The organism is Amycolatopsis speibonae (assembly GCF_042647925.1).
GTDB classification, from domain to species: Bacteria; Actinomycetota; Actinomycetes; order Mycobacteriales; family Pseudonocardiaceae; genus Amycolatopsis; species Amycolatopsis speibonae.
The window spans coordinates 1-24,464 of sequence record NZ_JBHRWK010000070.1 but is presented as its reverse complement, the minus strand read 5'-3'; the positions used below and the strand labels follow the sequence as shown (position 1 = coordinate 24,464).

24 protein-coding genes, 1 pseudogene and 1 riboswitch are annotated in these 24,464 nt (G+C 69.3%); of the genes and pseudogenes, 11 read left to right on the top strand and 14 right to left on the bottom strand.

What is annotated here, in order from left to right:
* Positions 1–12: 12 nt before the first annotated feature.
* The gene (locus tag ACFOSH_RS34730; RefSeq protein WP_378244287.1) at positions 13–660 is read right to left on the bottom strand and encodes a LytR C-terminal domain-containing protein; all 648 of its coding nucleotides are present in this window, start codon (positions 658–660) and stop codon (positions 13–15) included.
* Positions 657–968 (bottom strand): DUF3263 domain-containing protein, encoded by a 312-nt coding sequence (locus ACFOSH_RS34725; protein WP_005160574.1) that lies wholly within the window; start codon positions 966–968, stop codon positions 657–659. Before ACFOSH_RS34725 ends, ACFOSH_RS34730 begins: the two co-directional genes overlap by 4 nt.
* Before the next feature lie 157 nt (positions 969–1,125).
* Here ACFOSH_RS34725 and ACFOSH_RS34720 point away from each other — a divergent pair, with 157 nt between their 5' ends.
* Positions 1,126–1,698, top strand: a complete 573-nt coding sequence (locus ACFOSH_RS34720) for a peptide deformylase (RefSeq protein ID WP_378244285.1) — start codon at positions 1,126–1,128, stop codon at positions 1,696–1,698.
* An 85-nt stretch (positions 1,699–1,783) separates the two neighbouring features.
* On the opposite strand, the gene ACFOSH_RS34715 is transcribed toward ACFOSH_RS34720, so the two are convergent.
* Positions 1,784–3,952 (bottom strand): glycoside hydrolase family 15 protein, encoded by a 2,169-nt coding sequence (locus ACFOSH_RS34715; RefSeq protein ID WP_378244283.1) that lies wholly within the window; start codon positions 3,950–3,952, stop codon positions 1,784–1,786.
* Positions 3,953–4,238: 286 nt separating this feature from the next.
* Here ACFOSH_RS34715 and thiC point away from each other — a divergent pair, with 286 nt between their 5' ends.
* Both thiC and thiD (ACFOSH_RS34705) read left to right on the top strand, forming a co-directional pair.
* On the top strand, positions 4,239–5,882 hold the full coding sequence (gene thiC / locus ACFOSH_RS34710) for a phosphomethylpyrimidine synthase ThiC (protein WP_378244281.1): 1,644 nt from the start codon (positions 4,239–4,241) through the stop codon (positions 5,880–5,882).
* Positions 5,879–6,700 carry a bifunctional hydroxymethylpyrimidine kinase/phosphomethylpyrimidine kinase gene (thiD, locus tag ACFOSH_RS34705; protein WP_378244279.1) on the top strand — a complete coding sequence of 274 codons (822 nt, stop codon included), beginning with the start codon at positions 5,879–5,881 and terminating at the stop codon, positions 6,698–6,700. The genes thiC and thiD (ACFOSH_RS34705) overlap by 4 nt, the downstream gene beginning before the upstream one ends.
* Before the next feature lie 80 nt (positions 6,701–6,780).
* On the opposite strand, the gene ACFOSH_RS34700 is transcribed toward thiD (ACFOSH_RS34705), so the two are convergent.
* Both ACFOSH_RS34700 and ACFOSH_RS34695 read right to left on the bottom strand, forming a co-directional pair.
* The gene (locus tag ACFOSH_RS34700) at positions 6,781–8,298 is read right to left on the bottom strand and encodes an alkaline phosphatase family protein (protein WP_378244277.1); all 1,518 of its coding nucleotides are present in this window, start codon (positions 8,296–8,298) and stop codon (positions 6,781–6,783) included.
* A gap of 95 nt (positions 8,299–8,393) precedes the next feature.
* Positions 8,394–8,687, bottom strand: a complete 294-nt coding sequence (locus ACFOSH_RS34695) for a winged helix-turn-helix transcriptional regulator (RefSeq protein WP_449224203.1) — start codon at positions 8,685–8,687, stop codon at positions 8,394–8,396.
* 52 nt (positions 8,688–8,739) lie between these two features.
* Between ACFOSH_RS34695 and ACFOSH_RS34690 the strand changes: the two are divergent.
* Positions 8,740–9,662, top strand: a pseudogene (locus ACFOSH_RS34690) (NADP-dependent oxidoreductase).
* On the opposite strand, the gene ACFOSH_RS34685 reads toward ACFOSH_RS34690, so the two are convergent.
* The gene (locus ACFOSH_RS34685; protein WP_378244276.1) at positions 9,659–10,678 is read right to left on the bottom strand and encodes a phosphatidylinositol-specific phospholipase C domain-containing protein; all 1,020 of its coding nucleotides are present in this window, start codon (positions 10,676–10,678) and stop codon (positions 9,659–9,661) included. The pseudogene ACFOSH_RS34690 and the gene ACFOSH_RS34685 overlap by 4 nt on opposite strands.
* Before the next feature lie 109 nt (positions 10,679–10,787).
* Here ACFOSH_RS34685 and thiD (ACFOSH_RS34680) point away from each other — a divergent pair, with 109 nt between their 5' ends.
* Together thiD (ACFOSH_RS34680) and ACFOSH_RS34675 are read left to right on the top strand one after the other, a co-directional pair.
* A complete protein-coding gene (thiD, locus tag ACFOSH_RS34680) occupies positions 10,788–11,618 on the top strand; it encodes a bifunctional hydroxymethylpyrimidine kinase/phosphomethylpyrimidine kinase (RefSeq protein ID WP_378244274.1) in 831 nt (276 codons plus the stop codon).
* Between the two features lie 54 nt (positions 11,619–11,672).
* Positions 11,673–12,470, top strand: coding sequence for an ion transporter (locus ACFOSH_RS34675; protein ID WP_378244272.1), 798 nt, complete (start codon positions 11,673–11,675; stop codon positions 12,468–12,470).
* On the opposite strand, the gene ACFOSH_RS34670 is transcribed toward ACFOSH_RS34675, so the two are convergent.
* The 4 genes from ACFOSH_RS34670 to thiO form a co-directional block, all read right to left on the bottom strand.
* Positions 12,448–12,882, bottom strand: coding sequence for a MarR family winged helix-turn-helix transcriptional regulator (locus ACFOSH_RS34670; protein ID WP_378244270.1), 435 nt, complete (start codon positions 12,880–12,882; stop codon positions 12,448–12,450). The genes ACFOSH_RS34675 and ACFOSH_RS34670 overlap by 23 nt on opposite strands.
* Before the next feature lie 109 nt (positions 12,883–12,991).
* Entirely contained in the window at positions 12,992–13,750 is a 759-nt protein-coding gene (thiG, locus tag ACFOSH_RS34665) for a thiazole synthase (RefSeq protein WP_378244268.1), read from the bottom strand.
* A 2-nt stretch (positions 13,751–13,752) separates the two neighbouring features.
* On the bottom strand, positions 13,753–13,953 hold the full coding sequence (gene thiS, locus ACFOSH_RS34660) for a sulfur carrier protein ThiS (RefSeq protein ID WP_378244488.1): 201 nt from the start codon (positions 13,951–13,953) through the stop codon (positions 13,753–13,755).
* Positions 13,953–15,026, bottom strand: coding sequence for a glycine oxidase ThiO (gene thiO / locus ACFOSH_RS34655; protein ID WP_378244266.1), 1,074 nt, complete (start codon positions 15,024–15,026; stop codon positions 13,953–13,955). Before thiO ends, thiS begins: the two co-directional genes overlap by 1 nt.
* Positions 15,020–15,127: riboswitch (TPP riboswitch) on the bottom strand. (Overlaps the previous gene by 7 nt.)
* Before the next feature lie 30 nt (positions 15,128–15,157).
* On the opposite strand from thiO, the gene thiE reads away from it, so the two are divergent.
* Positions 15,158–15,811, top strand: coding sequence for a thiamine phosphate synthase (thiE, locus tag ACFOSH_RS34650; RefSeq protein ID WP_378244264.1), 654 nt, complete (start codon positions 15,158–15,160; stop codon positions 15,809–15,811).
* 16 nt (positions 15,812–15,827) lie between these two features.
* Here thiE and ACFOSH_RS34645 read toward each other — a convergent pair whose 3' ends face one another.
* Entirely contained in the window at positions 15,828–16,541 is a 714-nt protein-coding gene (locus tag ACFOSH_RS34645; RefSeq protein ID WP_378244262.1) for a hypothetical protein, read from the bottom strand.
* A 150-nt stretch (positions 16,542–16,691) separates the two neighbouring features.
* On the opposite strand from ACFOSH_RS34645, the gene ACFOSH_RS34640 reads away from it, so the two are divergent.
* On the top strand, positions 16,692–17,630 hold the full coding sequence (locus tag ACFOSH_RS34640; protein WP_378244260.1) for a threonine ammonia-lyase: 939 nt from the start codon (positions 16,692–16,694) through the stop codon (positions 17,628–17,630).
* A gap of 48 nt (positions 17,631–17,678) precedes the next feature.
* Here the strand turns inward: ACFOSH_RS34640 and ACFOSH_RS34635 are convergent, their stop codons facing one another.
* Positions 17,679–19,199, bottom strand: a complete 1,521-nt coding sequence (locus tag ACFOSH_RS34635) for an MFS transporter (protein WP_378244258.1) — start codon at positions 19,197–19,199, stop codon at positions 17,679–17,681.
* 244 nt (positions 19,200–19,443) lie between these two features.
* The gene (locus tag ACFOSH_RS34630) at positions 19,444–20,199 is read right to left on the bottom strand and encodes a GntR family transcriptional regulator (RefSeq protein ID WP_005160527.1); all 756 of its coding nucleotides are present in this window, start codon (positions 20,197–20,199) and stop codon (positions 19,444–19,446) included.
* 140 nt (positions 20,200–20,339) lie between these two features.
* On the opposite strand from ACFOSH_RS34630, the gene ACFOSH_RS34625 reads away from it, so the two are divergent.
* Positions 20,340–21,383 (top strand): SIS domain-containing protein, encoded by a 1,044-nt coding sequence (locus ACFOSH_RS34625; protein WP_378244256.1) that lies wholly within the window; start codon positions 20,340–20,342, stop codon positions 21,381–21,383.
* A complete protein-coding gene (locus tag ACFOSH_RS34620) occupies positions 21,380–22,372 on the top strand; it encodes an N-acetylglucosamine kinase (protein WP_378244254.1) in 993 nt (330 codons plus the stop codon). The genes ACFOSH_RS34625 and ACFOSH_RS34620 overlap by 4 nt, the downstream gene beginning before the upstream one ends.
* A gap of 84 nt (positions 22,373–22,456) precedes the next feature.
* Here the strand turns inward: ACFOSH_RS34620 and ACFOSH_RS34615 are convergent, their stop codons facing one another.
* Positions 22,457–23,161, bottom strand: a complete 705-nt coding sequence (locus tag ACFOSH_RS34615; RefSeq protein WP_378244252.1) for a DUF3159 domain-containing protein — start codon at positions 23,159–23,161, stop codon at positions 22,457–22,459.
* Between the two features lie 273 nt (positions 23,162–23,434).
* Between ACFOSH_RS34615 and ACFOSH_RS34610 the strand changes: the two genes are divergently transcribed.
* Entirely contained in the window at positions 23,435–24,283 is an 849-nt protein-coding gene (locus ACFOSH_RS34610; RefSeq protein ID WP_378244250.1) for an SGNH/GDSL hydrolase family protein, read from the top strand.
* The last annotated feature ends 181 nt before the right edge of the window (positions 24,284–24,464 follow it).

The window sequence follows — 24,464 nt, the reverse complement described above, 5'->3', positions numbered from 1 at the left end:
TTCACGTACTGGCTAGGAGCCGCCGTCTTTGCCGTTGGCCTTGTAGTCCTTGGTGAGGATGACGATCACCCCGGGGCCGATGTTCTCGATCTCCTTGAACCTCGGCTCGGCGCGGAACCCGAACTCCAGCGCGAGCGCCTTCGCGGCCGCTTCCTCGTCGGTGCCTGGCCGGTAGTACGCCACCGTCTCGGGGAGCCTGCCCGGATAGCCCTTGACCTCGGAGACATTCCAGCCGGAGGCGCGGAAATCCTTCGCGGCCTGCTCGGCGAGGCCCTGGATCGTGCTGTTGTTGAAGACGCGCACCATCACCCACTTGTGCGACGCCTGCTGGTCTCCACCGGGCTGCCCCGGACCGGGCTGGCCGGTCTGGCCGGGCTGACCCGGCTGGCTCCCGGGCGGCGCGGAGCTCGCGGGCGCGCTCGACGGCGGCGCCGACGAGGCGGGCGGTGAGCTGGCCGGAGGCGTGCCCGGCGGCTCTGACGACGGCGGGGTCGCGCCGTCCGAGGTCGTGGGCGTCGTGCCGGGCGGCGTCGCCGTGTCCGAGTCACCGCCGCCGCTGGTCAGAGTGATCCCGCCGATCACGGCGGCGATCACGGCGACACCGACCAAGGCCAGTCCGGCGGCCTTCATCGGCCGGGACAGACCCGAAAACAGACTCATGAGAGATCGATCCCCAGTCGCCGGGCCGCGCGATTGCGCTGCCGGGCCGCTCGCGTCTTGCGCAGGCGCTTCACCAGCATCGGGTCGGCCTGCATGGCTTCGGTCTTCTCGAGCAGCCGGTTCAGCAACTGGTAGTAGCGTGTCGACGACATCGAGAAGCGTTCGCGGATGGCCTGTTCTTTCGCGCCGGCGTACTTCCACCACTGACGTTCGAACGCGAGCATGTCGAGCTCGCGCTCGCTGAGGCCGTTCACGGTCTCCGACGGGGACGGCTGGTCGGGCTCGGCCATCGACTCCGCGGCGTCCATCCGACTCCTCGCAATCAGGTCAGTGCTCGGCGGCGTGAAACCACAGGCTTGTCATTCCGCGGCGCCATTAGACCACGGATCCTGCGCCCGGCCTCGGTATCGGCGTCGGCGCGTCATGGGTAAGGGTCTACCAGAAGGGTCCGACTAAACTGCGCGCGTGACCGTCCATCCCATCGTGATCGCCGGCGAGCCCGTGCTGCACAACCCGACTCGGGAGATCACCGAGTTCGACGACAAGCTGCGCACCCTCGTCGACGACATGTTCGAGACCATGTACGCCGCCGAAGGGGTCGGCCTCGCGGCCAACCAGATCGGCCTCGACCAGCGCGTGTTCGTCTACGACTGCCCCGACGACGAGGGCACGCGCCATAAGGGCGTCGTGGTGAACCCGAAGCTCGAGACCTCGGAGATCCCGGAGACGATGCCGGACCCGGACGACGACTGGGAAGGCTGTCTTTCGGCTCCCGGCGAGTCGTACCCGACAGGGCGCGCTTCGTGGGCGAAGGTCACCGGCTTCGACGTCGACGGTAATCCGATCGAGGTCGAAGGCACCGGTTACCTCGCGCGCTGCCTGCAGCACGAGACCGACCACCTGGACGGCTTCATCTACCTCGACCGGCTGGTCGGACGCCACGCGCGTGCGGCGAAGAAGATGCTCAAGGCGAACCAGTGGGGCGTTCCTGGCAACTCGTGGCTGCCGGAGGCGCAGCCCGAGACCGCCGACGACTGAACCGCGTCTCCTCCAGTGCGCTATGAAAGGTCCTTTCCTTGCAAATTTTGCAAGGAAAGGACCTTTCATAGCGTCTACGCGAGGGTCAGCAGCCCAGGAAGTGACAGCGCACGACTCGAGGCTGCTCGATCACCTTCCCGGCCTGCACCGCCCACGCCAGCCGCAGGTACTGGGCGTGCGTCCACGCCAGCGGCGTCGCGGACGCCGTCGGAGTGCCCGCCGGGAAGCCCGTCTGCCCCGAAGGCGCGTTCTCGTCCCAGACCTGCTCCGGCATGGTGCCCCCGGAACTGCTGACGCGGCCTAGGTCGCGAAGCCGCTTCGCGGCCGTACCTCGGTCACCGGCGGCGAGGTCGTATTCGCCGCGTTCACCGGCGAGCAGCGGCCACAGTCGCCCGAAGGTGGTCCGGCTTTCGGCCGGGAACGTGTAGTCCCACGGTGAGCCGTCGGCCTTCTCGCCGTACCCGTCTTTCGTGTACCGGTGCCAGAACTGGCCCGTCGGGGTGGTGAACGCGATGTCGGCGTCGGTGACCGCGATGCTGTTGCGGATCACCGGATCGTCGGCCCGGTAGATGCCCAGCCGCACCAGTTCGAGAAAACCGGCGTCGGTCACGGCACGCTGGTCCATGGTCACGCTGGAATTGCCGAGGTTGTACTTCGTGCCGCTGTTCGCGTCGCCGTCCTTGGTCAGCCGGACGAAGTACGGGTCCTTCGACAGCGGACCGTTCGTGGTCACCGTCCACCGGGTGAGTTTCGCCTTGAACGCGTCAGCGGTGTCGAGGTACCGCTTCGCGTCGGCGGCGGCGCCGTTCGCCTTGGCGAGATCCGCCGCGCAGACCAGCCCGGCGATCACCGCGGCGATCGTCGAGGGCGAGTAGCCGTCCTGTTCCTCCCAGCGCTCCTGCTGACTGTACGGCGACGCGTGCCCGTTGTCCGCCTTGTAGGACACCAGGAAATCCGCCGCCTTGCGCACGCCCTGCCAGGTCTTGGCGTCGGTGCGGCCGAGTTGCTGCGCGAGCACGATCGGCAGCGCGGTCTCGTCGAGCTGGATGGACGTCCAGTACGGCGTGCCATCGACGTGGCTGTTCTGCGGCAGGTGCCCGTCCGGCAACTGCTGCGTGCCGAACATGTAGTCGACCGACCGGTTGGCGGCGTCGCGGTCGCCGGCGGCGAGCAGGCCGGTCGCGATCTGGTAGAGGTCACGCGGCCAGACCAGGTGATACGTACCCGACGGCGACCATTCCGGGTCGTTGTTCCCGAATCGCCATGGCATGCTCGGCGACGCGATGAGCGCTCCCTGGTGGAGCTTGTCCTCGCTCGCCGCGAGCATGAGCACGGACGCCTGGTAGAGGTCGCGTTCCTGCTTGGTCTTGAGCGAAGACGGCGCGTCCTTCACCTGGCGGAGGTACTGCTTCCAGCCACGGTCGTACGCGCGGGCGGCGTCGGCGAATCCGCGTCGCAGCGAGGCTTTCGCGTTCGTGAGCGCGTCGGCGTCCTTCGCGCCCATACCGAGCGAAAGCGTGAAGTCCCGCGAGCGGACACCGTCGGCGGACGTCTGCCCGGTGAGCAGCACGTTGCCCTTGGCCGCGGTCGCGTAGTCCTTGAGGGTGAACGATTTCGTCAGCTGGGTGATGCCGTCGGAGGAACCCGCGTAGCCGACGGAAGTACGCGAGAACGCCGGTTCCGCGGTCAGCGCGGCCGCGGTCTTCGCGTCGGATGAGACCGCGCTCGTGCCGCCGGTGCGGGCGGAGTCGTCGGAACCCTCGTTGGTGAGATCGGGATCCGCGACCGCGTACACCCGGTACGGGCGGCCGGTCAGCGAAACGAAGTCGACGTCGATCAGCACGCTCGTGCGCGCCGGGTCGGTGACGTAGGTCTTGCGGAGTTTCCAGCGGCGCTGGTCGTCGGTGATGGTCTGTTCGTAGATGAGGCCGCCGGTGCGGCGCACCTGCTGCGCCTTGGCCGAGGAGTCGACGGTCGCGAAGCTCTTCCCGTCGGTGACGACCAGGTCGAGCGCGCGGACGCTCGGCGTCGACAGATCCGGGTAGTAGACCTCGGACATCCGGCCGCCCTGCAGGGTGAACCAGACGTTGCTCGCCCGTTCGCGGGCGGTGCCGAAGCCGGTCTTGTTCGCCGGGAGCCAGCTCGGATGGGCGCCGGGCGCACCGGGCGCCTCATCACCCTGGGCCACGGCGACCGCCGGGACCAGCCCCGCGATCAGCACGGCCGCCAACGCCGGAAGCATGAGTTCGCGCATATCCACCCCAGACTTCTGTAACGGTGCAGAACCTCCGGGATTCTGTCGTGAATCCCCCGCGAGCACAGGATCCGAACCGGTGAACCACCAACGCTGTCGACAAGTCGTCACCCGAGGGCGGGTTGATTGAGACGGCCCCGGCGTGGCATGGTCGGGGCACAACCAAACAACCGCGGGAGCTCGCACCATGGCGGGCTGAGAGGGCGGCTGGAGTCTTTCTAGGGGACCCGGCGCCGCCGACCGCATGAACCTGACCGGGTAATGCCGGCGTAGGGAGTGAACGTCGTTGACGACTCTTGAGAACGAGTCTGCCATCACGCCGACCGTCACCACCGGACCGATCACCGGTTCGCGGAAGGTCTACCACCAGACGGAATCCGGTCTCCGGGTCCCCGTCCGGCGGATCGATCTTTCGAACGGCGAGCATTTCGACGTTTACGACACTTCCGGCCCGTACACCGACGACGACGCGCAGATCGACGTCCACAGTGGACTACACCGGCTGCGCGCCGGCTGGGCCGACGGTCGTGAGCACAACACCCAGCTCGGCTGGGCCAAACAGGGCGTCATCACCCGCGAGATGGAGTACGTCGCGGCACGCGAGCGCTGCTCGCCGGAATTCGTGCGGGACGAGGTCGCGCGCGGTCGCGCGGTGATCCCGGCCAACCGCAAGCACCCGGAGACCGAGCCGATGATCATCGGCAAGAAGTTCCTGGTGAAGATCAACGCCAACATGGGCAACTCGGCCGTCTGGTCCTCTGTGGAGGAAGAGGTCGACAAGATGGTGTGGGCCACCCGCTGGGGCGCCGACACGATCATGGACCTCTCCACCGGCAAGCGGATCCACGAGACGCGCGAGTGGATCGTGCGCAACTCGCCGGTCCCGGTCGGCACCGTGCCGATCTACCAGGCGCTGGAAAAGGTCAACGGGGAACCGGAAAAGCTGTCGTGGGAGGTCTACCGCGACACCATCATCGAGCAGTGCGAGCAGGGCGTCGACTATGTCACCGTGCACGCCGGGGTGCTGCTGCGCTACATCCCGCTGACCGCGCGCCGGGTCACCGGCATCGTCTCTCGCGGTGGCTCGATCATGGCGGCGTGGTGCCTCGCCCACCACAAGGAATCGTTCCTGTACACCAATTTCGCCGAACTCTGCGAGATCCTGCGCGAGTACGACGTCACGTTCTCCCTCGGCGACGGCCTGCGTCCCGGCTCGATCGCCGACGCGAACGACCGCGCGCAGTTCGCCGAACTGGAGACCCTCGGCGAGCTCACGCACATCGCCCGCGAGCACGACGTCCAGGTGATGATCGAGGGCCCCGGCCACGTGCCGATGCACAAGATCAAGGAGAACGTCGAACTCGAGGAGAAGCTGACCGGCGAGGCGCCGTTCTACACCCTCGGCCCGCTCGCGACCGACATCGCGCCGGCGTACGACCACATCACCTCGGCCATCGGCGCGGCGCAGATCGGCTGGTACGGCACGGCGATGCTCTGCTACGTCACGCCGAAGGAGCACCTCGGCCTGCCGAACCGCGACGACGTCAAGACCGGCGTCATCACCTACAAGATCGCCGCGCACTCCGCCGACCTGGCCAAGGGGCACCAGTACGCGCAGGACTGGGACGACGAGCTTTCCAAGGCCCGCTTCGAATTCCGCTGGAACGACCAGTTCAACCTGTCGCTGGACCCGGACACCGCCCGCGCGTACCACGACGAGACCCTGCCCGCGGAACCGGCGAAGACGGCGCACTTCTGCTCGATGTGCGGGCCGAAGTTCTGCTCGATGCGCATCACCCAGGACGTCCGCAAGTACGCCGAGGAGCACGGACTGTCCACTGTGGAGGCGATCGAAGCGGGCATGTCGGAGAAGTCGGAAGAGTTCGCCGAGCAGGGTAACAAGGTCTACCTGCCAGTGGTCAATCAGTGACGGAAACGCCTCGGACGGCCCTCACCATCGCCGGATCGGATTCCGGTGGTGGTGCGGGCATCCAGGCCGACCTGCGTACCTTCTTCGCCAACGGGGTGCACGGGCTGGTCGCGCTCACCGCGGTCACCGTGCAGAACTCGCTGGGCGTGCGGGGTTTCAGCGAGGTCCCGGTCGACGTCGTCACCGGCCAGATCAAGGCCGTCGCCGGGGACATGGGCGTCGACGCGGCGAAGACCGGGATGCTCGCGACGGCCGAGATCATCAACGCGGTCGCGAAGACGCTCGACGAAGTCCACATAGGACGCTCGTCGGGCACGCCGTTCGTCGTGGACCCCGTGGCCGCTTCGATGACCGGGCACGCGCTGCTGCGCGAGGAGGCGCTGGAGGCGATCCGCACCGAATTGTTCCCGCGCGCCACGCTGATCACGCCGAACCTCGACGAGGTACGGCTGCTCACCGGCGTTCTCGTGACCGGCCCGGCATCCCAACGGGAGGCGGCGGAAGCGCTGCTGGAGTTCGGTTCGGAGTGGGTACTGGTGAAGGGCGGGCATCTCGACGCCGCTCAAGACTGCGTGGACCTGTTGTCCGACGGCACTTCTTGGGTGGAACTGAGCGGGCCGCGGTTCGACACGCGGAACACGCACGGCGGCGGGGACACGATGGCTTCGGCGATCACGTCTTCGCTGGCGAAGGGGGCCGATGTGCCGACGGCGGTCGCCGAGGGAAAGCGGTTCATCGAGCGGTGCGTGGCGGAGTCCTACCCGCTGGGCGCGGGGGTCGGTCCGGTGTCCCCATTCTGGCGGCTCAGCGACGCCTGATCCTGTCGTAAGTCCGTGAACGCCTCTTTGAGGGACTCTGCGTCCCTCAAAGAGGCGTTCACGGACCACCCTCGTGCCGGTCAGCGAGTGGTGAGGCGAGGAGCGTCGACCGCCCAGTACCAGTTGTTGCCCGCCGCGTAGAGCCGCCAGGTCAGCTTCATCGACCGGGTCCCGGCGGGCACCTTCACCGAAGCCGACGTCGGCACCGAAAGCACGTCACCGCCCTTGTTCGCCGTCCCCGTTTCCGGCCCGTAGGCCAGCACGTTCTGCTCCGGCCCGCCGTCGAACGACGCTGTCAGCGCACCCCGCTGCGTCCCCTCCTGGCGGTAGTGCGACACGAACGAGACGTCCACAGTGGACTTACCGGCGACGTCGACAGCCGGCGAGACAAGCGAAGAGTCGAAAGTTCCACGCGAAGAGGGCGAGCCCTTGTCGTCCCACTCATCGGCGTCCGCGACCGCGAAGACGCCGCGCGCCCGCGCGTTCGCCTCACGCTGCTGGCCGGGGGCGGTGCGGGTCCAGAAGTCGTCGGTGGTGAAGGACCAGCCCTGCCACTCCGTCACCCCGGCGGGCATCCCGGCGGCGTTGCGCACGGTCCAGCCGCCCGGCGCGTCGTGCGTCCAGCCGAGGACACCCGCCGGGACACCTGTTTCGTCCTGCCGGGGCTTCAAGGCGGCTGTGTCGAAGACATCCGAGGGCGCGGCACCGAGCGGGTAGCCGTCGTAGACCGCCGGTGCGGCGACGCCCAGATGCCGCAGCACCGTCGGCGCGATGTCGACGATCTTCGGTGCCACGGCGGGGGTTCCGGCCGGGACGGCACCGCCCGCGGCGATCACGAAGGTCATCCGCTCCTCGGGGCTGTCGCCGCCGTGGCCGCCGGACGCCGTGTGGCCGTGGTCGGCGGAGATCATGATCAGCCAGTCCTCGCCGTCGCGGTTCGCGCGGGCGTCGACCGCGGCGAGCAGGCGGCCGATCAGCGCGTCGTCGGTACGCAGAGTGGCTTGGTACTGCGCGGAGTCCGCGCCGTGGTCGTGCCCGGCGATGTCCGTCTGCCCGAAGTAGACGAACGACGCGTCGGCCTTGTCCTGCTTGAGATGCTTCTCCGCGTCGACGGTGATCTGTTCGTCGGTCTTCTCGTAGCCCGCGCTGTCGCCGTTGAGCACGACCTTGCGGTCCTGGCCGGTGCGCAGGATCTTGTCGCCGATCGGCGTCCAGTCGACGGCGGCGTAGGTGTCGAGCGCCGGGTTCGCCGTCTCGGCGCGGGCGAGCCAGCTCGGATGCGAGGCGAGATCGTTGCCGGCGAAGGAGTTCTCCTTCACCTTGTGCTTGTCCGGCCAGACGCCGGTCAGGATCGTGGACCAGCCGGGACCGCTGACCGTCGGCGCCATCCCGCTGCCGTACAGGGAACTGCGCGAGGCGTACCCGCGCTTCACCAGCGCGTGGACGTTGGGGGTGTCGGCGGCCATCAACTTGTCGAACCGGGCGCCGTCCAGGCCGATGACCAGCACCTTCGGCGTCTTGGCCGCGGCGGTGGCGACACCGGACGTCAGCCCGACTAGGGCCACCAAGGCCGACAGGAGGGAAAGCGTTCTGCGCACGAAAGCCTCCGGATAACTTGTTCGAACCAATTGTTCGTCAAGTTAGCGCTCCGAACTGTCTTCCCGATGAAGTCCGCATGCCTCCGCGAAGGACTTCAGCCGACGGGTTCCATCACCCGCGAGTCGTAGCCCTTCCGGGATTCGAGGATCCCGTCGAAGTTGGCGACCGACCATTCGCTGACCGCCATGAGCAGCGTGCTCGCGCTCGAACCGCGCTCGGTGAGCGCGTACTCGACGGTCGGCGGCGTGGTCGGGAAGACCGTGCGCGTGACCAGGCCGTCGCGTTCGAGGGCGCGCAGGTTCTGGGGCAGCATCTTCTGGCTGATCCCGCCGACGGCGCGGCGCAGTTCACCGAACCGGTGCGGCCGCCGCGACAGCGTGCCGAGCACCAGCGCGGTCCACTTGTTGGCGAGCAGCGCACCAACAACGGAGGAGCTTTCGATGCGCGTCGTGACCCAGCAGCGGCTTGGTGGCCCTGAAGTGCTGGAGGTGACCGAGACCGACCGTCCGGCCCCCGGCCCGACGGAGGTGCTCGTGCGGGTTCGCGCCACCGGGATCAACCCGGTCGACTGGAAGACCCGGGCGTACGGCGTCTTCATGGGCGAGCCGCCGTTCGTCCTCGGCTGGGACGTCTCCGGGGTGGTGGAGGAACTCGGCGTCGGCACCACGCGTTTCGCCGTCGGCGACGAGGTCCTCGGCTTCCCGTGGTTCCCCGGCAAGCCGGCGGTTACGGCGAATACGTGACCGCGCCCGCCCGCCACTTCGTGCGCAAACCCGCCGCGTTGAGCCACGAGCGGGCCGCCGGGCTGCCGCTCGCCGGACTGACCGCGTGGCAGGGCCTCGTGGACATCGCCGACGTCCGGCCTGGACAGCGTGTGCTGATCGACGCCGCCGCGGGCGGTGTCGGGCACCTCGCCGTCCAGGTGGCGAAGGCGCTTGGCGCGTACGTCCTGGGCACGGCGAGCGCCGGGAAGCACGACTTCCTTCGCGAACTCGGCGTCGACGAGCCGATCGACTACCGCGACGAGACCGCGACGGCGTCCGAGGTGGACGTCGTGTTCGGGCTGGTCGGCGAGCAGAGCGACCTGCGCTGGCTGGACGCGGTGAAGCCCGGCGGCCTGCTGATCGCGGTTCCCGGTGGTGTGAGCGAGGCCGTCGCCGCGAAGGCCGAGAAGCTCGGCGTGCGGACGTCGGGAATGCTCGCCGAGCCCGATCAGGTCGGCCTGCAGGCACTGACCGACCTGATCGAGAAGGGCGAACTGCGCGTCCACGTCGAGCGGACCTTCCCGCTGGAGGACGTCGCGAAGGCTCACGAAGTCGGCGAAGGCGGCCGGGTCACCGGGAAGCTCGTCTTGACGGTCTAACCGCGCGGAAGCACCTGCGGCAGCACGGTGGTCAGCCCTGTCCAGTCCGAAGTGAGCACCGACGCGTGGTTCTTCGCCAGCAGGGCCGCCCGTGCGCTCGCCTGCTCCACGGAGGGCGCGCGGGAGTCGATGGCCGGCGCGACGTTGTGCGCGTCGGTCATCACCACGTAGTAGTGGTTGTCGTCGTACCAGCCGGGCCCGGTCTGCGTCAGGAACGCGTTCGCGTCGCCGTCGAAGACCACGAACCACGGCCGCAGCCCGGCGTCGGCGTACTTCGTCCGCGGGTCGCCGGGCGCCGCGCCGTGCACCGTCGGGAAGATCTGCGCCTCGCCGACGCGGCCCGCGTCCTTGAGCGACCGCAGATACCGGGCGTACTCCACATCGGTTTTGAGGGTGTCCGTCGGATTGCCCTCTTCGACCGTGCCGGGGATGACCTCGATGATCACCTTGCCCCGCAACGCGTCCAGCGACGGCCAGTTGTCCGCTTTGGCCGCGTCGTCGAGCGTCACGTATCCGCCGAGCAGGTCCGCCGGGCGGAAGACCGCGCTGCCGAGATGTGCCCTGATGGAGGCGTCGAGTTCGTCCGGGCCGAGGCCGCGGTTGTCCGCGAAACCGGTCTTCATCTCCAGTTTGAGCGTGACCGGTTCGCTGTCCGGATGCGCACCCAGCCAGACGCGGATGTCGTCGAGGCAGTGTTCGAGGTTCTTGTTCCGCCCACCGGAGTACAGCTGCGACGGCGAACTCGCCGCGACACAGTTGTTGTTGTTCCCCAACGGGTTCGAGTGACTGACCTTCCACTCCTTCGTGATGATGTTCGGCCAGACGTCGAGTTCGATCAGCGAGGTACCGGCGTCCAGCGAGCGCGCCAGGTAGTCGTAGGCGCCGGTCTCGTAGGTGTTGTGGACGCCGATCGTGGTGACGTGGGAGATCTTGGCGGCATCGGCGTTCGCGACCGTTCCGGACAGCGACGCCGCCATGATCGCGCCGACGAGGGATACCGTGGGGAGGAGTTTCATCCGAGCCCTTTCGCACGCGGGAAGTGCAATGGCTCACACACTGTGCCACCGTGATCGGGTGCGGCCGAACCCCTGTTGAACCAAAAGGACCAGTCGGGAAAATGAACCCATGAGCGAGAACCCGAGCCCGCCGTCGGCGCTGACCATCGCAGGCTCCGACTCCGGCGGCGCCGCAGGCCTGCAGGCGGACCTGCGCACGTTCCTCACCTGCGGCGTGCACGGTCTGGTCGCGGTCACCGCCGTGACCGTGCAGAACACCCTCGGCGTGCACGACCGCACCGACATCCCGCCGCATATCGTCGCCGGGCAGATCGAGGCCGTCGCGGCCGACATGGGTGTCAACGCGGCCAAGACCGGCATGCTCGCCTCGGCCGGGATCATCCACGCCGTCGCCGCGGCGTGCGACAAGGCCGAGATCGGCCGCGACGCCAAGGTGCCGTTCGTGGTCGACCCGGTCGCGGCGTCGATGCACGGGCATCCATTGTTCGACGAGGACGGCCTGGTGGCGCTGCGCGACGAGCTCCTGCCGCGCGCGACGGTCCTCACGCCGAACCTCGACGAGGTCCGCCTGCTGACCGGGATGACCGTGACCACCCGCGAGCAGATGCACCAGGCGGCCGTCGTCCTGCACCGGCTCGGCCCGAAGTACGTGCTCGTGAAGAGCGGCCACCTCGTCTCCGACCCCGAGTGCGTCGACGTGCTCTTCGACGGCTCCACGTTCGTCGAGCTGCCCGGTGAGCGGTTCGCGACGCAGCACACGCACGGCGCCGGGGACACCATGGCGTCGGCGCTGACAGCCGGTCTCGCGAAGGGGATGTCCGTCGTGGAAGCCGCCCGCTACGGCAAGTGGTTCGTCTCACAAGCGGTCGAAAACGCCTACCCCATGGGCGCGAAGGTCGGCCCGGTTTCGGCGTTTTGGCGGCTTGCGCCGGAGCACTGAGAACCCGTCCGGTTACGATCTGCCCCGAAACGGACCAACGAACAAGGGTGGGGCGTGTCCGGACGCGAGCGGGTGGCCAAGATCGTCGAGGCCCGCGGATTCCAGAATTTCATCATCGCGGTGATCGTCTTCAACGCCGTCACACTCGGCTTGGAGACCTCGACGAGAATGCTCGCGGAGTACGGCCAGCTGCTGCACACGGTCGACTACCTCGCGCTCACGATCTTCGTGCTCGAACTGGCCGCGAAGTTCTACGCCTATCGCGCGAAGTTCTTCCGCGACCCGTGGAACATCTTCGACCTGCTCGTCGTCGGCATCGCGGTGATCCCCACGACCGGCCCGTTCGCGGTGCTGCGGGCGTTGCGGGTCCTGCGGGTGCTGCGGCTGATCTCGGTCGTGCCGTCGATGCGGAAGGTCGTCAGCGGCCTGCTCACGGCGATCCCCGGCATGGCGTCGATCGCCGCGCTCCTCGCGCTGATCATCTTCGTCGCGGGCGTGATGGCGACGAAGCTGTTCGGCGCGATCTCGCCGGAGAACTTCGGGGATCTCGGCACTTCGCTGTTCACGCTGTTCCAGGTGATGACCGGTGAGGCGTGGCCGGACATCGCCAAGGAGATCATGAAGGAAGCACCCATGGCCTGGGTGTTCTTCGTGGTCTACATCCTCGTGTCCAGCTTCGCGGTGCTGAACCTCTTCATCGCCGTTGTGGTCAGCGGGATGGAGGACGAGCTTCGCCAGGACATCCGCGAGGAAGAGGCGAAGCAGGCCGAGACCCAGGCTCAGGCGAACAAGGAGATCCTCGACGAGCTTCGCGCTCTTCGTGCTGAGGTCAGCGCTCTTCGTCAGCGATGAGCGCTTCGAGGGCGGGCAAGGCCGCCGCGAGCGCCGCCTGGTGCTCCGGGGTCAGCCTGTCGAGGCGCGTACCCAGTTCGCGGACGCGCGTCGACCGGACGCCGGAAACCAGCCTCTCGCCCTCTTCGGTGGCCTCCGCGAGCCAGGCACGCCTGTCGATCGGGTCCGATTCGCGGCTGACGTAGCCCGCTTCAACGAGCGAAGCGACGATCCTCGACATGGTGGCCGCGGCGACGCCTTCCTTCGCCGCGAGATCACCCAGACGGAGCTGGCCGTAGTTCACGAGTGTCGCGAGCGCGGAGATCGCGCCGTGGCCGGGTCCGGGCACGCCCGCCTGGCGCAAGGACCGTGACAACCGGCCCACCGCCAGGAACAACCTGCCCGAAACATCCTGGACCGCTGACGTGGTCACCACTGGCTCCTCTGGGTACACGGCGACGGGTGCGCCGCCGGAGAGTGCCGTCAACCATACGGGCTCCCCCTGCGTACTCCCGGTTAAGGCCGTGAACCGTACAAAAGGGTTATCGAGGCGGACTCGAAGCGTGTGCCCAGAACCGCTGGGGGATCCGGCCCGCGCCGGCGGCCAGCCGTCCGGCGGTGACGGCGGCGCGCATCGCCGACGCCATCCGCTCCGGGTCCGCGGCCCTGGTCACGGCGGTGGAAAGCAGGACGGCGTCGCAGCCGAGCTCCATCGCCAGCGTCGCGTCGGAAGCCGTGCCGATACCGGCGTCGAGGATCACCGGGACGCCCGCGCGCGACACGATCAGCTCGATGTTGTGCGGGTTCCGGATGCCGAGACCGGTGCCGATGGGCGCGCCGAGCGGCATCACGGCCGCGCAGCCCGCCTGCTCCAGCCGCAGGGCCAGCACCGGGTCGTCGTTGGTGTAGGCGAGCACGGTGAAACCGTCCGCGGTGAGCTGTTCGGCCGCTTCGAGGGTCTCGAACGGGTCCGGCAGCAGCGTGCGGTCGTCGGCGTGGACCTCCAGCTTGACGAGGTCGGTTTCGAGGGCTTCGCGCGCTAGCCGGGCGGCGAGGACCGCTTCGGCGGCCGTCCGGCAGCCGGCGGTGTTGGGCAGCAGCCGGATGCCGAGCCGCCGGAGCAGTTCGAGCACGCCGGAGCCGCCTTCGGCGTCGGCCTTGCGCATCGCGACTGTGGTCAGTTCCGTGCCCGAGGCCACCAGCGCGCGTTCCACCACGGCGAGGTTCGCCGCGCCGCCGGTGCCGATGATCAGCCGCGACGAAAGCTTGTGCTCGCCGATGACGAGGTGGTCACCATCCATTTTCAGCCTCCTTGAACAGCGGTGAGGATGTCGAGGCTGGCGCCCTTGGGCACCACGGCTTCCGGCCATTCGCCGCGCCGGACGACCACGCCGTCCACCGCGACCGCGACGCCCCGTGTCGCGGTGCCGAGTGCTTCGAGCACGCCCTCGACGGTGGTCCCGTCGGGGAACTCGCGCCACTGGCCGTTGACCTGGATCTCCATCACACCCGCTCCTCGCTTCGCCGCGACGGCGCCGCCGCCGCGACCTCGTCCGGCAACGGCCCGCCGTCCAGCCAGGCGACCGCGGCGTCCGCGGTGACCGGGGCCATCAGGAGACCGTTGCGATGGTGACCCGTCGCGGCGAAGACGCCTTCGCCCAGCTCACCGATGAAGGGCATCGTGTCGACACTCGCCGCGCGAAGCCCGGCGGCGGTCTCGACGAGTTCGTACTCGGCGATGCCCGGGAAGACGCGCTCCGCGCCTTCGAGCAGCTCACGCACACCTCGGACGGTGACGGTCTCGTCGAAACCTGCCTCGTACTGGGTCGCGCCGAGCACGAGGCCACCGTCGTCACGCGGGACGAGGTAGATCGGGCGGCCCTCGACCATCGCGCGGACCGTCCTCTTCGGCGACGGCAGGCAGCCCCGGCGCGGCCGCAGGCGGAGGATCTCGCCCTTCAGCGGGCGGACGGCGTCCGCGAGCGCGGGGTGCAGGCGTCCTGTCCAGGCTCCGGCGGCGAGGACGACGTCGCCTCGGAGGTGTTCGAGATCGGTGACCGTCTCGCGGCGGAACTCGACGCCGTGTCGTCCGCAGGCGTGTTCGAGTGACCGCAGCAGCCTTCTGTTGTCCACGGCCAGATCGCCGGGCACCAGAAGTCCACTTCGGACAGACCCGGCGAGACCCGGTTCGGCGCGGCGGGCCTCGCGGCCGGTCAGCAGCTCGACTTCGCGGCCGAGCTCGGTGAGGTACGCGGCCAGCATTTCGAGGTGGCCAGCGTCGGCGCTGTCCAGCGCGGCGACGAGCGTGCCGTACGGCGAAAGGCCCGGATCGACACCCTCTTCGGCCAGGTCACGGGCGAAATCCGGCCAGCGTCGCAGCGACGCCTCGCCGAGGGTGAGAACGTCCTCCTCGCCGGGCCAGGCCTCGGTGACCGGCGCGAGCATGCCGCCCGCGAGCCACGACGCGCCGCGCCCCGGCTCGGGGTCGTACACGGTGACGCGATGGCCGCGCGCGGACGCGCGCCAAGCGACCGAGAGGCCGATGACCCCGCCGCCGACAACCGAAAGTTCCTTCATGAACGCACGCTCCCTGCGCCGGCATGACCCGGATCAGGTTCCACGGTCGGAGCGGTTTCGGCTCCCTCTCAGCCCGTCCTCGGGCTCCCGTGCGGACCACCCCACCGTAGCGCGCGGGTACCGTCGCCGCCATGCCCACCCTGTCTGGTCCGCAGATCCGCGCCGCGCTCGCGGACGCCCGCCTGTACCTCTGCACCGATGCCCGGTCCGGCCGCGGCGACCTCGCCGAATTCGCCGACGCGGCGCTGGCAGGCGGGGTCGACATCATTCAGCTGAGGGACAAGACGATCGAGGCGAAACCGGAGATCGCCGCGCTGGAAGTGCTGGCGGAGGCGTGCGAGAAGCACGGCAAGCTGTTGGCGGTGAACGACCGCGCGGACGTCGCGCTCGCCGTCGGCGCGCACGTGCTGCACCTGGGCCAGGACGACATCCCGGTGCCGCTGGCCCGGCGGATCCTCGGCGAGGACGTGGTGATCGGCCGGTCCACCCATTCGGCCGAGGAGGCCAAGGCGGCCGCCGAGGAACCCGGCGTGGACTACTTCTGCACCGGCCCGTGCTGGCCGACGCCGACGAAGCCGGGCCGCCCCGCCCCGGGGCTCGACCTGGTGCGCGCCACCGGGGCGTTCGGCACGTCACGGCCTTGGTTCGCGATCGGCGGGATCGACACCGACCGGCTGCCCGAGGTGCTGGACGCGGGGGCGTCGCGGATCGTCGTCGTCCGGGCGATCACCGAGGCCGAAGACCCCGGAGCGGCCGCTCGCACGCTTCGCTCCTCGCTCGCCTGACGCGCTTCGGGGAGTCTCAGGGCGCTGGGGTGCCGGAGGCCGGGGCCGAGGGGGTCGTCGGGGGCGCCTGAGAGGTCGAAGGCGTCGTGGACGGCGTCGTCGGAGGCGCCTGGGTGGTCGTGGGAGCCGTCGGTGTCGTCGTCGGGGTCGGCGTGGTCGTCGGCGTCTTCTCGGGCTGGTTGTCCTGAGTCTCCGAAGGGGACGTCGCCGGCGGAGTGTCGTGCTTGTCCTGCCGCTCCTGGGCCTGCCCGCCGCCGATGATCTTCCCTATGGTCGTCCCGGTCCCGCCGCCGAAGGTCTTGCCTGTCGCGCCCTCGAAGCCGGTGATCGCGACGAGCGCCACCACGAACGCCACCACGCTGACACCGGCGATCACCGCCCAGCGCGGCTTGAACTTCCGCCCGGACGGTTCCTCCTCGTCCTCGGACGGTTTCAGCCGGACGGTCTCCTGCTCGTCAGGATCGAGGACGCGCTTCCGCCCCGGCACCGTCAGCACCACTCGCGCCTTCAGCGCCGCGTCCTTCGTCCGCTGCAGCGAGCGCAGGTACAACTCGCCACCGAGCGTGGTGATCACGCTCGCCAGCCCGGCGCCCGCCACCGTTCCCGCCACGCCGAGCGTGGAACCCAGCAGGGCCGCGGTGATCGCGGCCATCGCGGCCGCCGTCACCTGGACGATCCGCCCCTGCTTTTCCGTCTTTTCGGTGTCCTTTTCGGAGGTCTCCTTGGTCATGATCCCGTTCTGCAGCTAGTCGGTCCTCACCCAGTCCTAACGATTAAGGCGCGCGGGATGCTCCCTTCGTTGTCCGCACGTGAGGAGCGCCACCCTGACTGTCCAAAAAGGACTGTCCATGGTTCACAATCCCTTGACATAATCGGCCAGATGGAATTGGTTTCGATCGAGGAAATCCGCGACGCGGCGAGCCGGGTCAAGGGCGCCGCGGTGCGCACGCCGTTGCTGGAACAGACGTGGGCGCCGTTGTGGCTCAAACCGGAAAGCCTTCAGCGGATCGGCGCTTTCAAGGTGCGCGGCGCCTACAACGCGATCGCCGCACTGGACGAAGACCGGCGCGCTCGCGGCGTCGTCGCGTTCTCCAGCGGCAACCACGCGCAAGCGGTCGCTTACTCGGCGAAGCGATTCGGAATCCCCGCGGTGATCATCGTTCCGGACGTCGCACCGCGCGCCAAGGTCGAAGCCACCAAGGCGCTCGGCGCCGAAGTGATCGAGGTCCCGATCGACCGCCAGCAGTCCTCGGCGCTCGCCGTCGCCGACGAACGGGGACTCACCTTCATCCCGCCGTACGACCACCGGGACGTGATCGCCGGACAGGGCACCGTCGGCCTGGAGATCGCCGAGGACCTGCCGGACGCCGGTGTCGTACTCGTCCCGCTCAGCGGCGGCGGACTGGCCTCGGGCGTCGGCACGGCGATCAAGGCGCTGCTCCCCGGAGCGAAGGTCATCGGCGTCGAGCCCGAGCTCGCGGCCGACACCGCCGAGAGCCTGCGCGCGGGCAGGCGGATCGAATGGCCGATGGACCTGCGGGCGCGCACCGGCGCCGACGGTCTGCGCGCCCAGCCGTCGGACCTGACCTTCGCCCACCTCCAGGCGGTGCTCGACGACGTCGTCACCGTTTCCGAGGAGGAGATCCGGGAGTCGGTCCGGACGCTGGCGCACCGCGCCCGCCTGATCGCCGAACCGAGCGGGGCCACCGCGACCGCCGCGTACCTGTTCCACCGCGACGCGCTGCCGCCGGGAAAGGTCGTTTCGGTCGTTTCGGGCGGCAACCTGGACCCGGCGACGCTGGCCGACCTCTTGGCTTGATGTGCTCGAAGCCGGATCTCGCGTGTCTGGACACGCGTGATCGGGGGTCTAGCTCGCGTGACCGGCGGGACGGACGTGCGTCGGGGGCGAGTCGACCCCGCAGTGGAGGCATTCGCCCGGATGCGGTGACTCGTCCTCGGCGACTGTGGAGCCCTCGACCGGGGAAGGCGGGTCGAGGACGCCGTTGTGGATGCCGAGCGCGATCAGGCCGCCCCCGATCGCCAGCGCCGCGCACACCAGCAACGCCGTCCGCCAGCCCGCGGTCAGCGCGACCGGGTCGGTGTAGGCGGCGCCGGACAGCCCGGCCACGGCGGGCAGCACGGCGATCGCGAGCAGGCCGCCGGAGCGGGCGATGGCGTTGTTGACCCCGGAGGCGACGCCGGCGTACCGGTCGGGCGCGGCGGCCAGCACCGTCGCGGTCACCGGGGCGACGACCGTCGCCAGCCCGGCGCCGAACACGACGACGGCGGGCAGCACCGACCCGAGGTACGACGACCCCGGTCCGACGCGCATCAGCAGGAGCATGCCGACGCCGACCAGGATCGGGCCGATGACCAGTTGCGCGCGCGGGCCGATCCGCTGCGCCAGCGCACCCGACCGGCCGGAGAACAGCAGCATGATGATGGTGATCGGCAGCCCGGCGAGCCCGGCCGCGGTCGGCGAGTAACCCAGTGACACCTGCAGCTGCATGACCATGAGCATCATCACGCCGCCGAGCGCCGCGTAGACGACGAAGGTCAGCGCGTTGGCGAGGCTGAACGTCCGGTCGCGGAACAGTTTCGGCGGCACCAGCGGGTCGGCCGAGCGGTGCTGGATCACCAGGAACGCCCCCAGCCCCGCGACGCCGAGCACGATGGCCACCAGGACGACGGCGTCCCCGATACCGCGTCCGGGCGCCTCGACGAGCGCGCCGGTGAGTCCGGCGAGGCCGATCGCGCCGACGGCGGCCGCGGTGAAGTCCGGATGCCCGGTCGCCTCCTCGTCGCGGGACTCGGGCACGTAGCGCCGGGCGAGCAGGACGCAGACGGCGGCCAGCGGCAGGTTGATCAGGAACGCCAGCCGCCACGACCACACCTGCACCAGGACCCCGCCGAGCAGCGGGCCGATCGCCGCCGCGATACCGCCGAGGCCGGACCACGCGCCGATCGCACGGGCCCGGTCGTCGTGGGCGAAGGACGCTTGGAGGATGGCGAGCGAGCCGGGCGTGAGCAAAGCTCCCCCGATGCCCTGGAGGATCCGGGTCGCGACGAGCATCTCGGTCGTCGTCGCGGCGGCGCACAGCCCGGACGCGATCCCGAACCAGATGACGCCGACGACGAACATCCGGCGGCGGCCGTAGCGGTCGCCGAGCGAACCGGCGACGAGGATGAGCGCGGCGAGCGCGAGCAGGTAGCCGTCGAGGATCCATTGCAGGCCCGCGACGGACGCTTTGAGTTCTTCGCCGATCCTCGGCAGCGCGACGTTGATGATCGTCCCGTCGAGCATCGCCATGCCCGAGCCCACGATGGTCGTCGCGAGTACCCCGCGCGCCACCGGCGTCCCCCAGCGGATCCCCGCCCCGTCAGTCATAAGTCGACTGAATCACGCCCCCCGCCCCCAAGCCACCGCAGAAACGCAAAGTACCTGACACGTCAGAGATTCAAGGACCGAAACAACTGGACCGGGGACCTGACTCCTCGAAGCGCGCCAGCGCGACGAGGAGTCCGCACAGCGCGCGCCCTCTTTTGGCCGAAGGCCACGGAAACGTTTTGTAGGGCGCCCGCGCCCTGCGAAACGTTTGCGTCAGCGCGCGCTCAAAGAGCGCGCAGCGCGCTCAAGGAAGCAGCGTGGTGACGAATTTGTAACGGTCGCCGCGGTAGATCGCGCGGGCGAACTCGACCGGTTTTCCGTCGGTGGCGAAAGAATGCCTCGAAAGGAGCAACATCGGCATCCCGACATCGGCGCCGAGCATCTCCGCCTCGTGCGGTCCGGCAAGCGCTGTCTCGATCGTTTCCTCGGCCCTTTCCAGCTCCACGCCGTAGTGCTCCCTCAGCACGGCGTACAGCGAACCACCAGCGGAAACATGTTTGCGCAAACCGCGGAACCGGCCGAGCGGCAGATGCGTGGTCTCGAGCGCCATCGGCTGCGAATCGGCCAGCCGGAGACGGCGAAGGCGAAGAATCTTCGCGCCGACCCGGATTCCGAGGAGTTTCGCCAGATCGGCTTCGACCGGCAGTTCGTCGATCTCCAGCAGCTTCGACGACGGTTTGAGGCCTTGCTTGCGCATGTCCTCGGTGTAGGACGACAACTGCAGGCGCTGCGCGAGTTTCGGCTCGGCGGCGAAGGTGCCCTTGCCCTGCACGCGGTGGAGCCTGCCCTCGGCGGTCAGGTCGGCGAGCGCCTGCCGGACCGTGGTGCGCGAAACGGTGAATTCTCCCGCGAGCGCCCGTTCCGTCGGAATCGGCGAGCCCGGCGGCAACGCGTCGAGCAGATCGAGCAGATGCTGTTTCAGCGCCCAGTACTTGGGTTCGCGCTGCCCGCGCATCCCAGCCGTAGCGCCCGCCTCACTCGCGGTGGTTGTCTCCAACATGACCGACTCCCTAAGCCTTCCCACTCAAACGCGCACCGTCCCCGCTAGGAAACGTACCCTTCACCACAAACGTCCATTCGGGCTAGCATTGGTCTAGACCTACTCGGGGGACGAAGTACGTCCCGGTGGAAGGGAACGAGATGACCGAACAGCGCCCCGGCGAGCACATGGCCGCGGAGATCTCCCAGCAACCCGCCATTCTGGCAGGAATCGTGGAGCGACAGGCCGAAATCGCCGAGGTGGCCGAAGCCATCTCCAAGCGCCCGCCCAGGTTCGCACTGCTCGCCGCCCGCGGCTCCAGCGACCACGCCGCCCTGTATGCGAAGTACCTGATCGAAGTACTCCTCGGTCTCCCCTGCGGTCTCGTCTCGCCCTCCACGGCGACGTTGTACGGCGCCCGTCCCGATCTGCGGGACGTTCTCTTCATCACAGTAAGCCAAAGCGGTGGTTCCCCGGATCTCATCGAGGTCACCGAAACCGCGCGTCGCCAGGGAGCGCTGACCGTCTCGGTCACCAACACCCCGGAGTCGCCGCTGCGCGCCGCCGCCGAACTCGGTGTCGACATCGGCGCGGGGCTGGAAAAGGCCGTGGCCGCCACGAAGACGTACTCGGCCACTTTGCTCTCCCTCTACCTGCTCATCGACGCGGTCCGCGGCGGCAAGGGCGAGGACGCGGAGAAGCTGGGCGAACTCGCGCAGCAGACCCTCGACGCCGCCGACGAAGGCGTGCAGCGCGCGGTGGACCGCTACCGCTTCGTCGACCGGGTGCTCACCACCGGCCGCGGCTACTCCTACGCCTCGGCGCTGGAAGGTTCTTTGAAGCTGGCCGAAACCAGCTACCTCGCGGCCCGCGCGTACAGCGGGGCGGACCTGTTGCACGGCCCGGTCGCGGCGGTCGACGGCGAGACGGCGGTGCTCGCCGTGACGAGCCAGGGACACGGCGTGGGCGCGATGCAGGAGGTCCTCGAGGCCGTCGGCAAACGCGGCGCGGACGTGCTCGCGGTCGGCTCGGCTTCGGCCGACGTCCCCGCGGCGTTGCGGATCGGGGTCGCCCCTTCCGCCGAAGAGGTCGCCCCGATCCTGGAGATCCTGCCCATCCAGCGGATCGCGCTCGGCCTTTCGCTGGCGCGCGGCGGTGACCCGGACAGCCCCCGCGGGCTGCTCAAGGTGACCAAGACCCGGTGAGTCACGTCCTGGGTGTGGACGCCGGAGGCACGTCGACGCGAGCGATCGCCGTCGACGCCTCCGGCGTCGTGCTCGGCACCGGGCGCGCGGGCGGGGCGAACCCCAACTCCCATCCGCCCGCGGAAGCCGCGGCGCGGATCGCGAGCGCGATCACCGAAGCGCTGGGCGGGCTGGACCCGGCCGGGACTGCGGCGTGCGTCGTCGGCATGGCGGGGGTCAGCAAGCTGAGCGATCCGGCGATCGCGGAGATCTTCGCGACCGCCTGGAAGGGCGTGGGGATCAGTCCGGTACGGACGGTCCCCGACTCCGAGGTCGCCTACGCCTCGGCCACTTCCGCGGCGGACGGTTCGGTACTCGTGGCGGGCACCGGGTCGATCGCCGGCCGGGTCCGCGGCAGGCGCGTGGTTTCCACCGCCGGCGGCTATGGCTGGTTGCTGGGTGACGAAGGCTCGGCGTACTGGCTCGGCAGGGAAGCCGTTCGCTCCACATTGGATGTTCTGAGCCTCGGCGGCGAACCCGGGCCGCTCGCGCGCGCCGTGCTCACCGAGGCGCTCGGTCCGTCCGTAATGGACTCAGTGGACTCAGCGGACTCCCCGGGCGATCGGGGCGCACTGTGGCGCGCGCTCATCACGAGCGCCAACTCCGAAGCGCCGATCCGGCTCGCCAGGTTCGCCCCGTTCGTCAGCGAGGCCGACCATGCAGGCGACCCGGCGGCCGACGGGATCACCACCCGCGCGGCGGCCCATCTGGTGACGAACGTCATGGCCGCGCGGGATCCCGGCGAAACCACGCCGATCGTCCTCGTGGGCAGTGTGTTGTCCCCGGACGGCCCGGTCGGGGCGAAAGTCCGTGCCGAACTAGCCGGGTTCGAGGTCCTGACCAGCACCGATGGCGTCCTGGGTGCCGCCTGGCTCGCCGCCGTCGACGCGTACGGGGAGGGGGCGCCGCGCCCGGTGCCACCCCGGAAAATCACCAAAAACGCGCCCTAAAAGACCAAACCATCGACTCCGGGGGCGAACTCCGGGTACCGTAGGACCCGGCCCCCGGACCCTCCCCCCTCGCCGGGGGCCGCCTTATGTCCTGGGTAGCCCGTCAGGCTCGGAGCCGGAGGGGTTCTTGCCCGCCGCTCCCGCGTCGCCGTCGTCCTCCACGACCCGCAGACCGGGATGCTCCGGCGGCAGCGTCCGGTACAGCACCCAGCCGCTCACGGCGACGGTCACCGCGACCAGCGGCCAGGAAAGCAGCGTCCGCGCGATGCCGAGGGCGACCACCTGCCCGCTCCACCACAGCGAGCCGTACACGACGACCCGCAGCGTGTACTGCAGGAAGACCCACACCCAGCTCGCCCGCGAATACGCGCGCAGCAGCTCGGGATCGCGGCGCCAGCGGGTCTTCTGCCCGATGACGAGCCCGACCACGACGCCGAGCAGCGGCCACCGGACCACGATGCTGGCCGCCCACAGCAGCGCGCTGGCCACATTGGACAGCAGCTGGATGAGGAAGAAGTCTTCGGCGCGGCCGGTGTGCAGGGCGATCAGCGCGGCGGCGATCACCGCGGCGAGGCTCACCACGACCGCGCGCGCCTTGTCGCCGCGCGCGACCCGGTACCCGCCGAGCAGCACCGCCACCCCGATGGCCACCCCGGCGCCCCAGGCGATCGACTGGCCGGCGATCAGCCAGCCGAGGACGAAGGCCGCGGGCGGGATACTCGCGTCGATGGCGCCACGCCGCCCGCCGAGGATCTGGGCGAGCGACTCGCGCGGGGGTCGTGAGGTCACCCTCACAGCCTGCCGGATCCAGGACCCCGGACACCCGGGCGGGGAGACGTTCGCCACATCCCGTGTCCGTTTCACACCTACTTGAGGTGAATCTCAGCAGCCCAGGAGTGTACATCCCAGTAATGGAGATGCATGGACGTCCGACAAAATAAGAGACTGTGTCAACGGACTGAATCACAGGTTTCGGTCAAGCGGGATTGCAGGGGCGCTCTCAGCTGTTAGTTGTGGTGTACAAGTACCAACCGGGGGCACACGGACGGAAGGGGACCCAACGTGTACGGATTCGACAGCTATGTGGCGATCGGTGACAGCTTCACCGAAGGACTCAACGATGATCTGCCCGACGGCACGTTCAGAGGCTGGGCGGACAGGCTGGCCGAGATCCTGGCCGAAGGCAGGCCCGATTTCCAGTACGCGAACCTCGCCCTCCGGGGGAAGATGCTCGGCGAGATCCTCGAAGAGCAGCTGCCGATCGCGCTCGCGGTGAAGCCCGACCTGGTCACCCTGTGCGCGGGCGGGAACGACATCATCGTGCCCGGCGCGGACGTGGACGCCGTCGCCGCGCGGCTGGAGGCGGGGGTCGCCAAGCTGCGCGAGGCCGGGATCCCGGTGCTCATCTTCAACGGCCCGGACACCAAGTACCTGTCCGTGATGCACGTCCTGAGGGGGAAGGTCGGCATCTACAACGCGCATCTGTGGGCGATCGCCGACCGGCACGGCGCCAAGATGGTCGACATGTGGGCGATGGCCCCGCTGCACGACCGCCGCGCCTGGAGCGACGACAGGCTGCACTTCACCCCCGAGGCCCACCGCCGGATCGCGCTGCGCGCGGCCGAGGTCCTCGGCGTCCCGGTCGCCGACGACTGGCGTGAGCCGTGGCCGGCGTCCGAGCAGCCGAGTACCTGGATCACCTCGCGCCGCTCCGACCTCGAGTGGACGAAGGCGCACCTGCTGCCGTGGATCCGGCGCCAGCTCAAGGGCGAGTCCATGGGCGACGGTCTGTCCCCGAAGCGCCCTCAGCTCGCGCCGCTGCTCCCGCTGGAGCAGATCGAGTCGACGGGCGTCACCCTCCCGGCCGAGCCGCTGCGCCCGGCGCGGGAGATCCACCACCACGCGAGCTGACGTCGCCGAGCTGTACGGAAGCCTGGAGTGCGGCTTGTTCGCAGGCCCGGTCCGTGAAGGACCCCTTGCCTCGGCTCAGGAGGCTGTTGCGTTTTGGGGCGACCTGCTGGTGATGATTTTGGTGTGGGCTGGTGATGCTGGGAGAATCCTGGTGTGGCTATGGGTTTTCGTCCGGTGGATC

Excerpts from the sequence above, each read along its gene's own strand:
- ACFOSH_RS34635 (WP_378244258.1), bottom strand. The coding sequence starts at position 19,199 with ATGACTGACGGGGCGGGGATCCGCTGGGGGACGCCGGTGGCGCGCGGG.
- ACFOSH_RS34730 (WP_378244287.1), bottom strand. The coding sequence starts at position 660 with ATGAGTCTGTTTTCGGGTCTGTCCCGGCCGATGAAGGCCGCCGGACTG.
- ACFOSH_RS34640 (WP_378244260.1), top strand. The coding sequence starts at position 16,692 with ATGGAATTGGTTTCGATCGAGGAAATCCGCGACGCGGCGAGCCGGGTC.
- thiE (WP_378244264.1), top strand. The coding sequence starts at position 15,158 with ATGCCCACCCTGTCTGGTCCGCAGATCCGCGCCGCGCTCGCGGACGCC.
- ACFOSH_RS34685 (WP_378244276.1), bottom strand. The coding sequence starts at position 10,678 with ATGAAACTCCTCCCCACGGTATCCCTCGTCGGCGCGATCATGGCGGCG.
- thiG (WP_378244268.1), bottom strand. The coding sequence starts at position 13,750 with ATGGATGGTGACCACCTCGTCATCGGCGAGCACAAGCTTTCGTCGCGG.
- thiO (WP_378244266.1), bottom strand. The coding sequence starts at position 15,026 with ATGAAGGAACTTTCGGTTGTCGGCGGCGGGGTCATCGGCCTCTCGGTC.
- thiD (WP_378244274.1), top strand. The coding sequence starts at position 10,788 with ATGAGCGAGAACCCGAGCCCGCCGTCGGCGCTGACCATCGCAGGCTCC.
- thiS (WP_378244488.1), bottom strand. The coding sequence starts at position 13,953 with ATGGAGATCCAGGTCAACGGCCAGTGGCGCGAGTTCCCCGACGGGACC.
- ACFOSH_RS34725 (WP_005160574.1), bottom strand. The coding sequence starts at position 968 with ATGGACGCCGCGGAGTCGATGGCCGAGCCCGACCAGCCGTCCCCGTCG.
- ACFOSH_RS34625 (WP_378244256.1), top strand. The coding sequence starts at position 20,340 with ATGACCGAACAGCGCCCCGGCGAGCACATGGCCGCGGAGATCTCCCAG.
- ACFOSH_RS34715 (WP_378244283.1), bottom strand. The coding sequence starts at position 3,952 with ATGCGCGAACTCATGCTTCCGGCGTTGGCGGCCGTGCTGATCGCGGGG.
- ACFOSH_RS34630 (WP_005160527.1), bottom strand. The coding sequence starts at position 20,199 with ATGTTGGAGACAACCACCGCGAGTGAGGCGGGCGCTACGGCTGGGATG.
- ACFOSH_RS34645 (WP_378244262.1), bottom strand. The coding sequence starts at position 16,541 with ATGACCAAGGAGACCTCCGAAAAGGACACCGAAAAGACGGAAAAGCAG.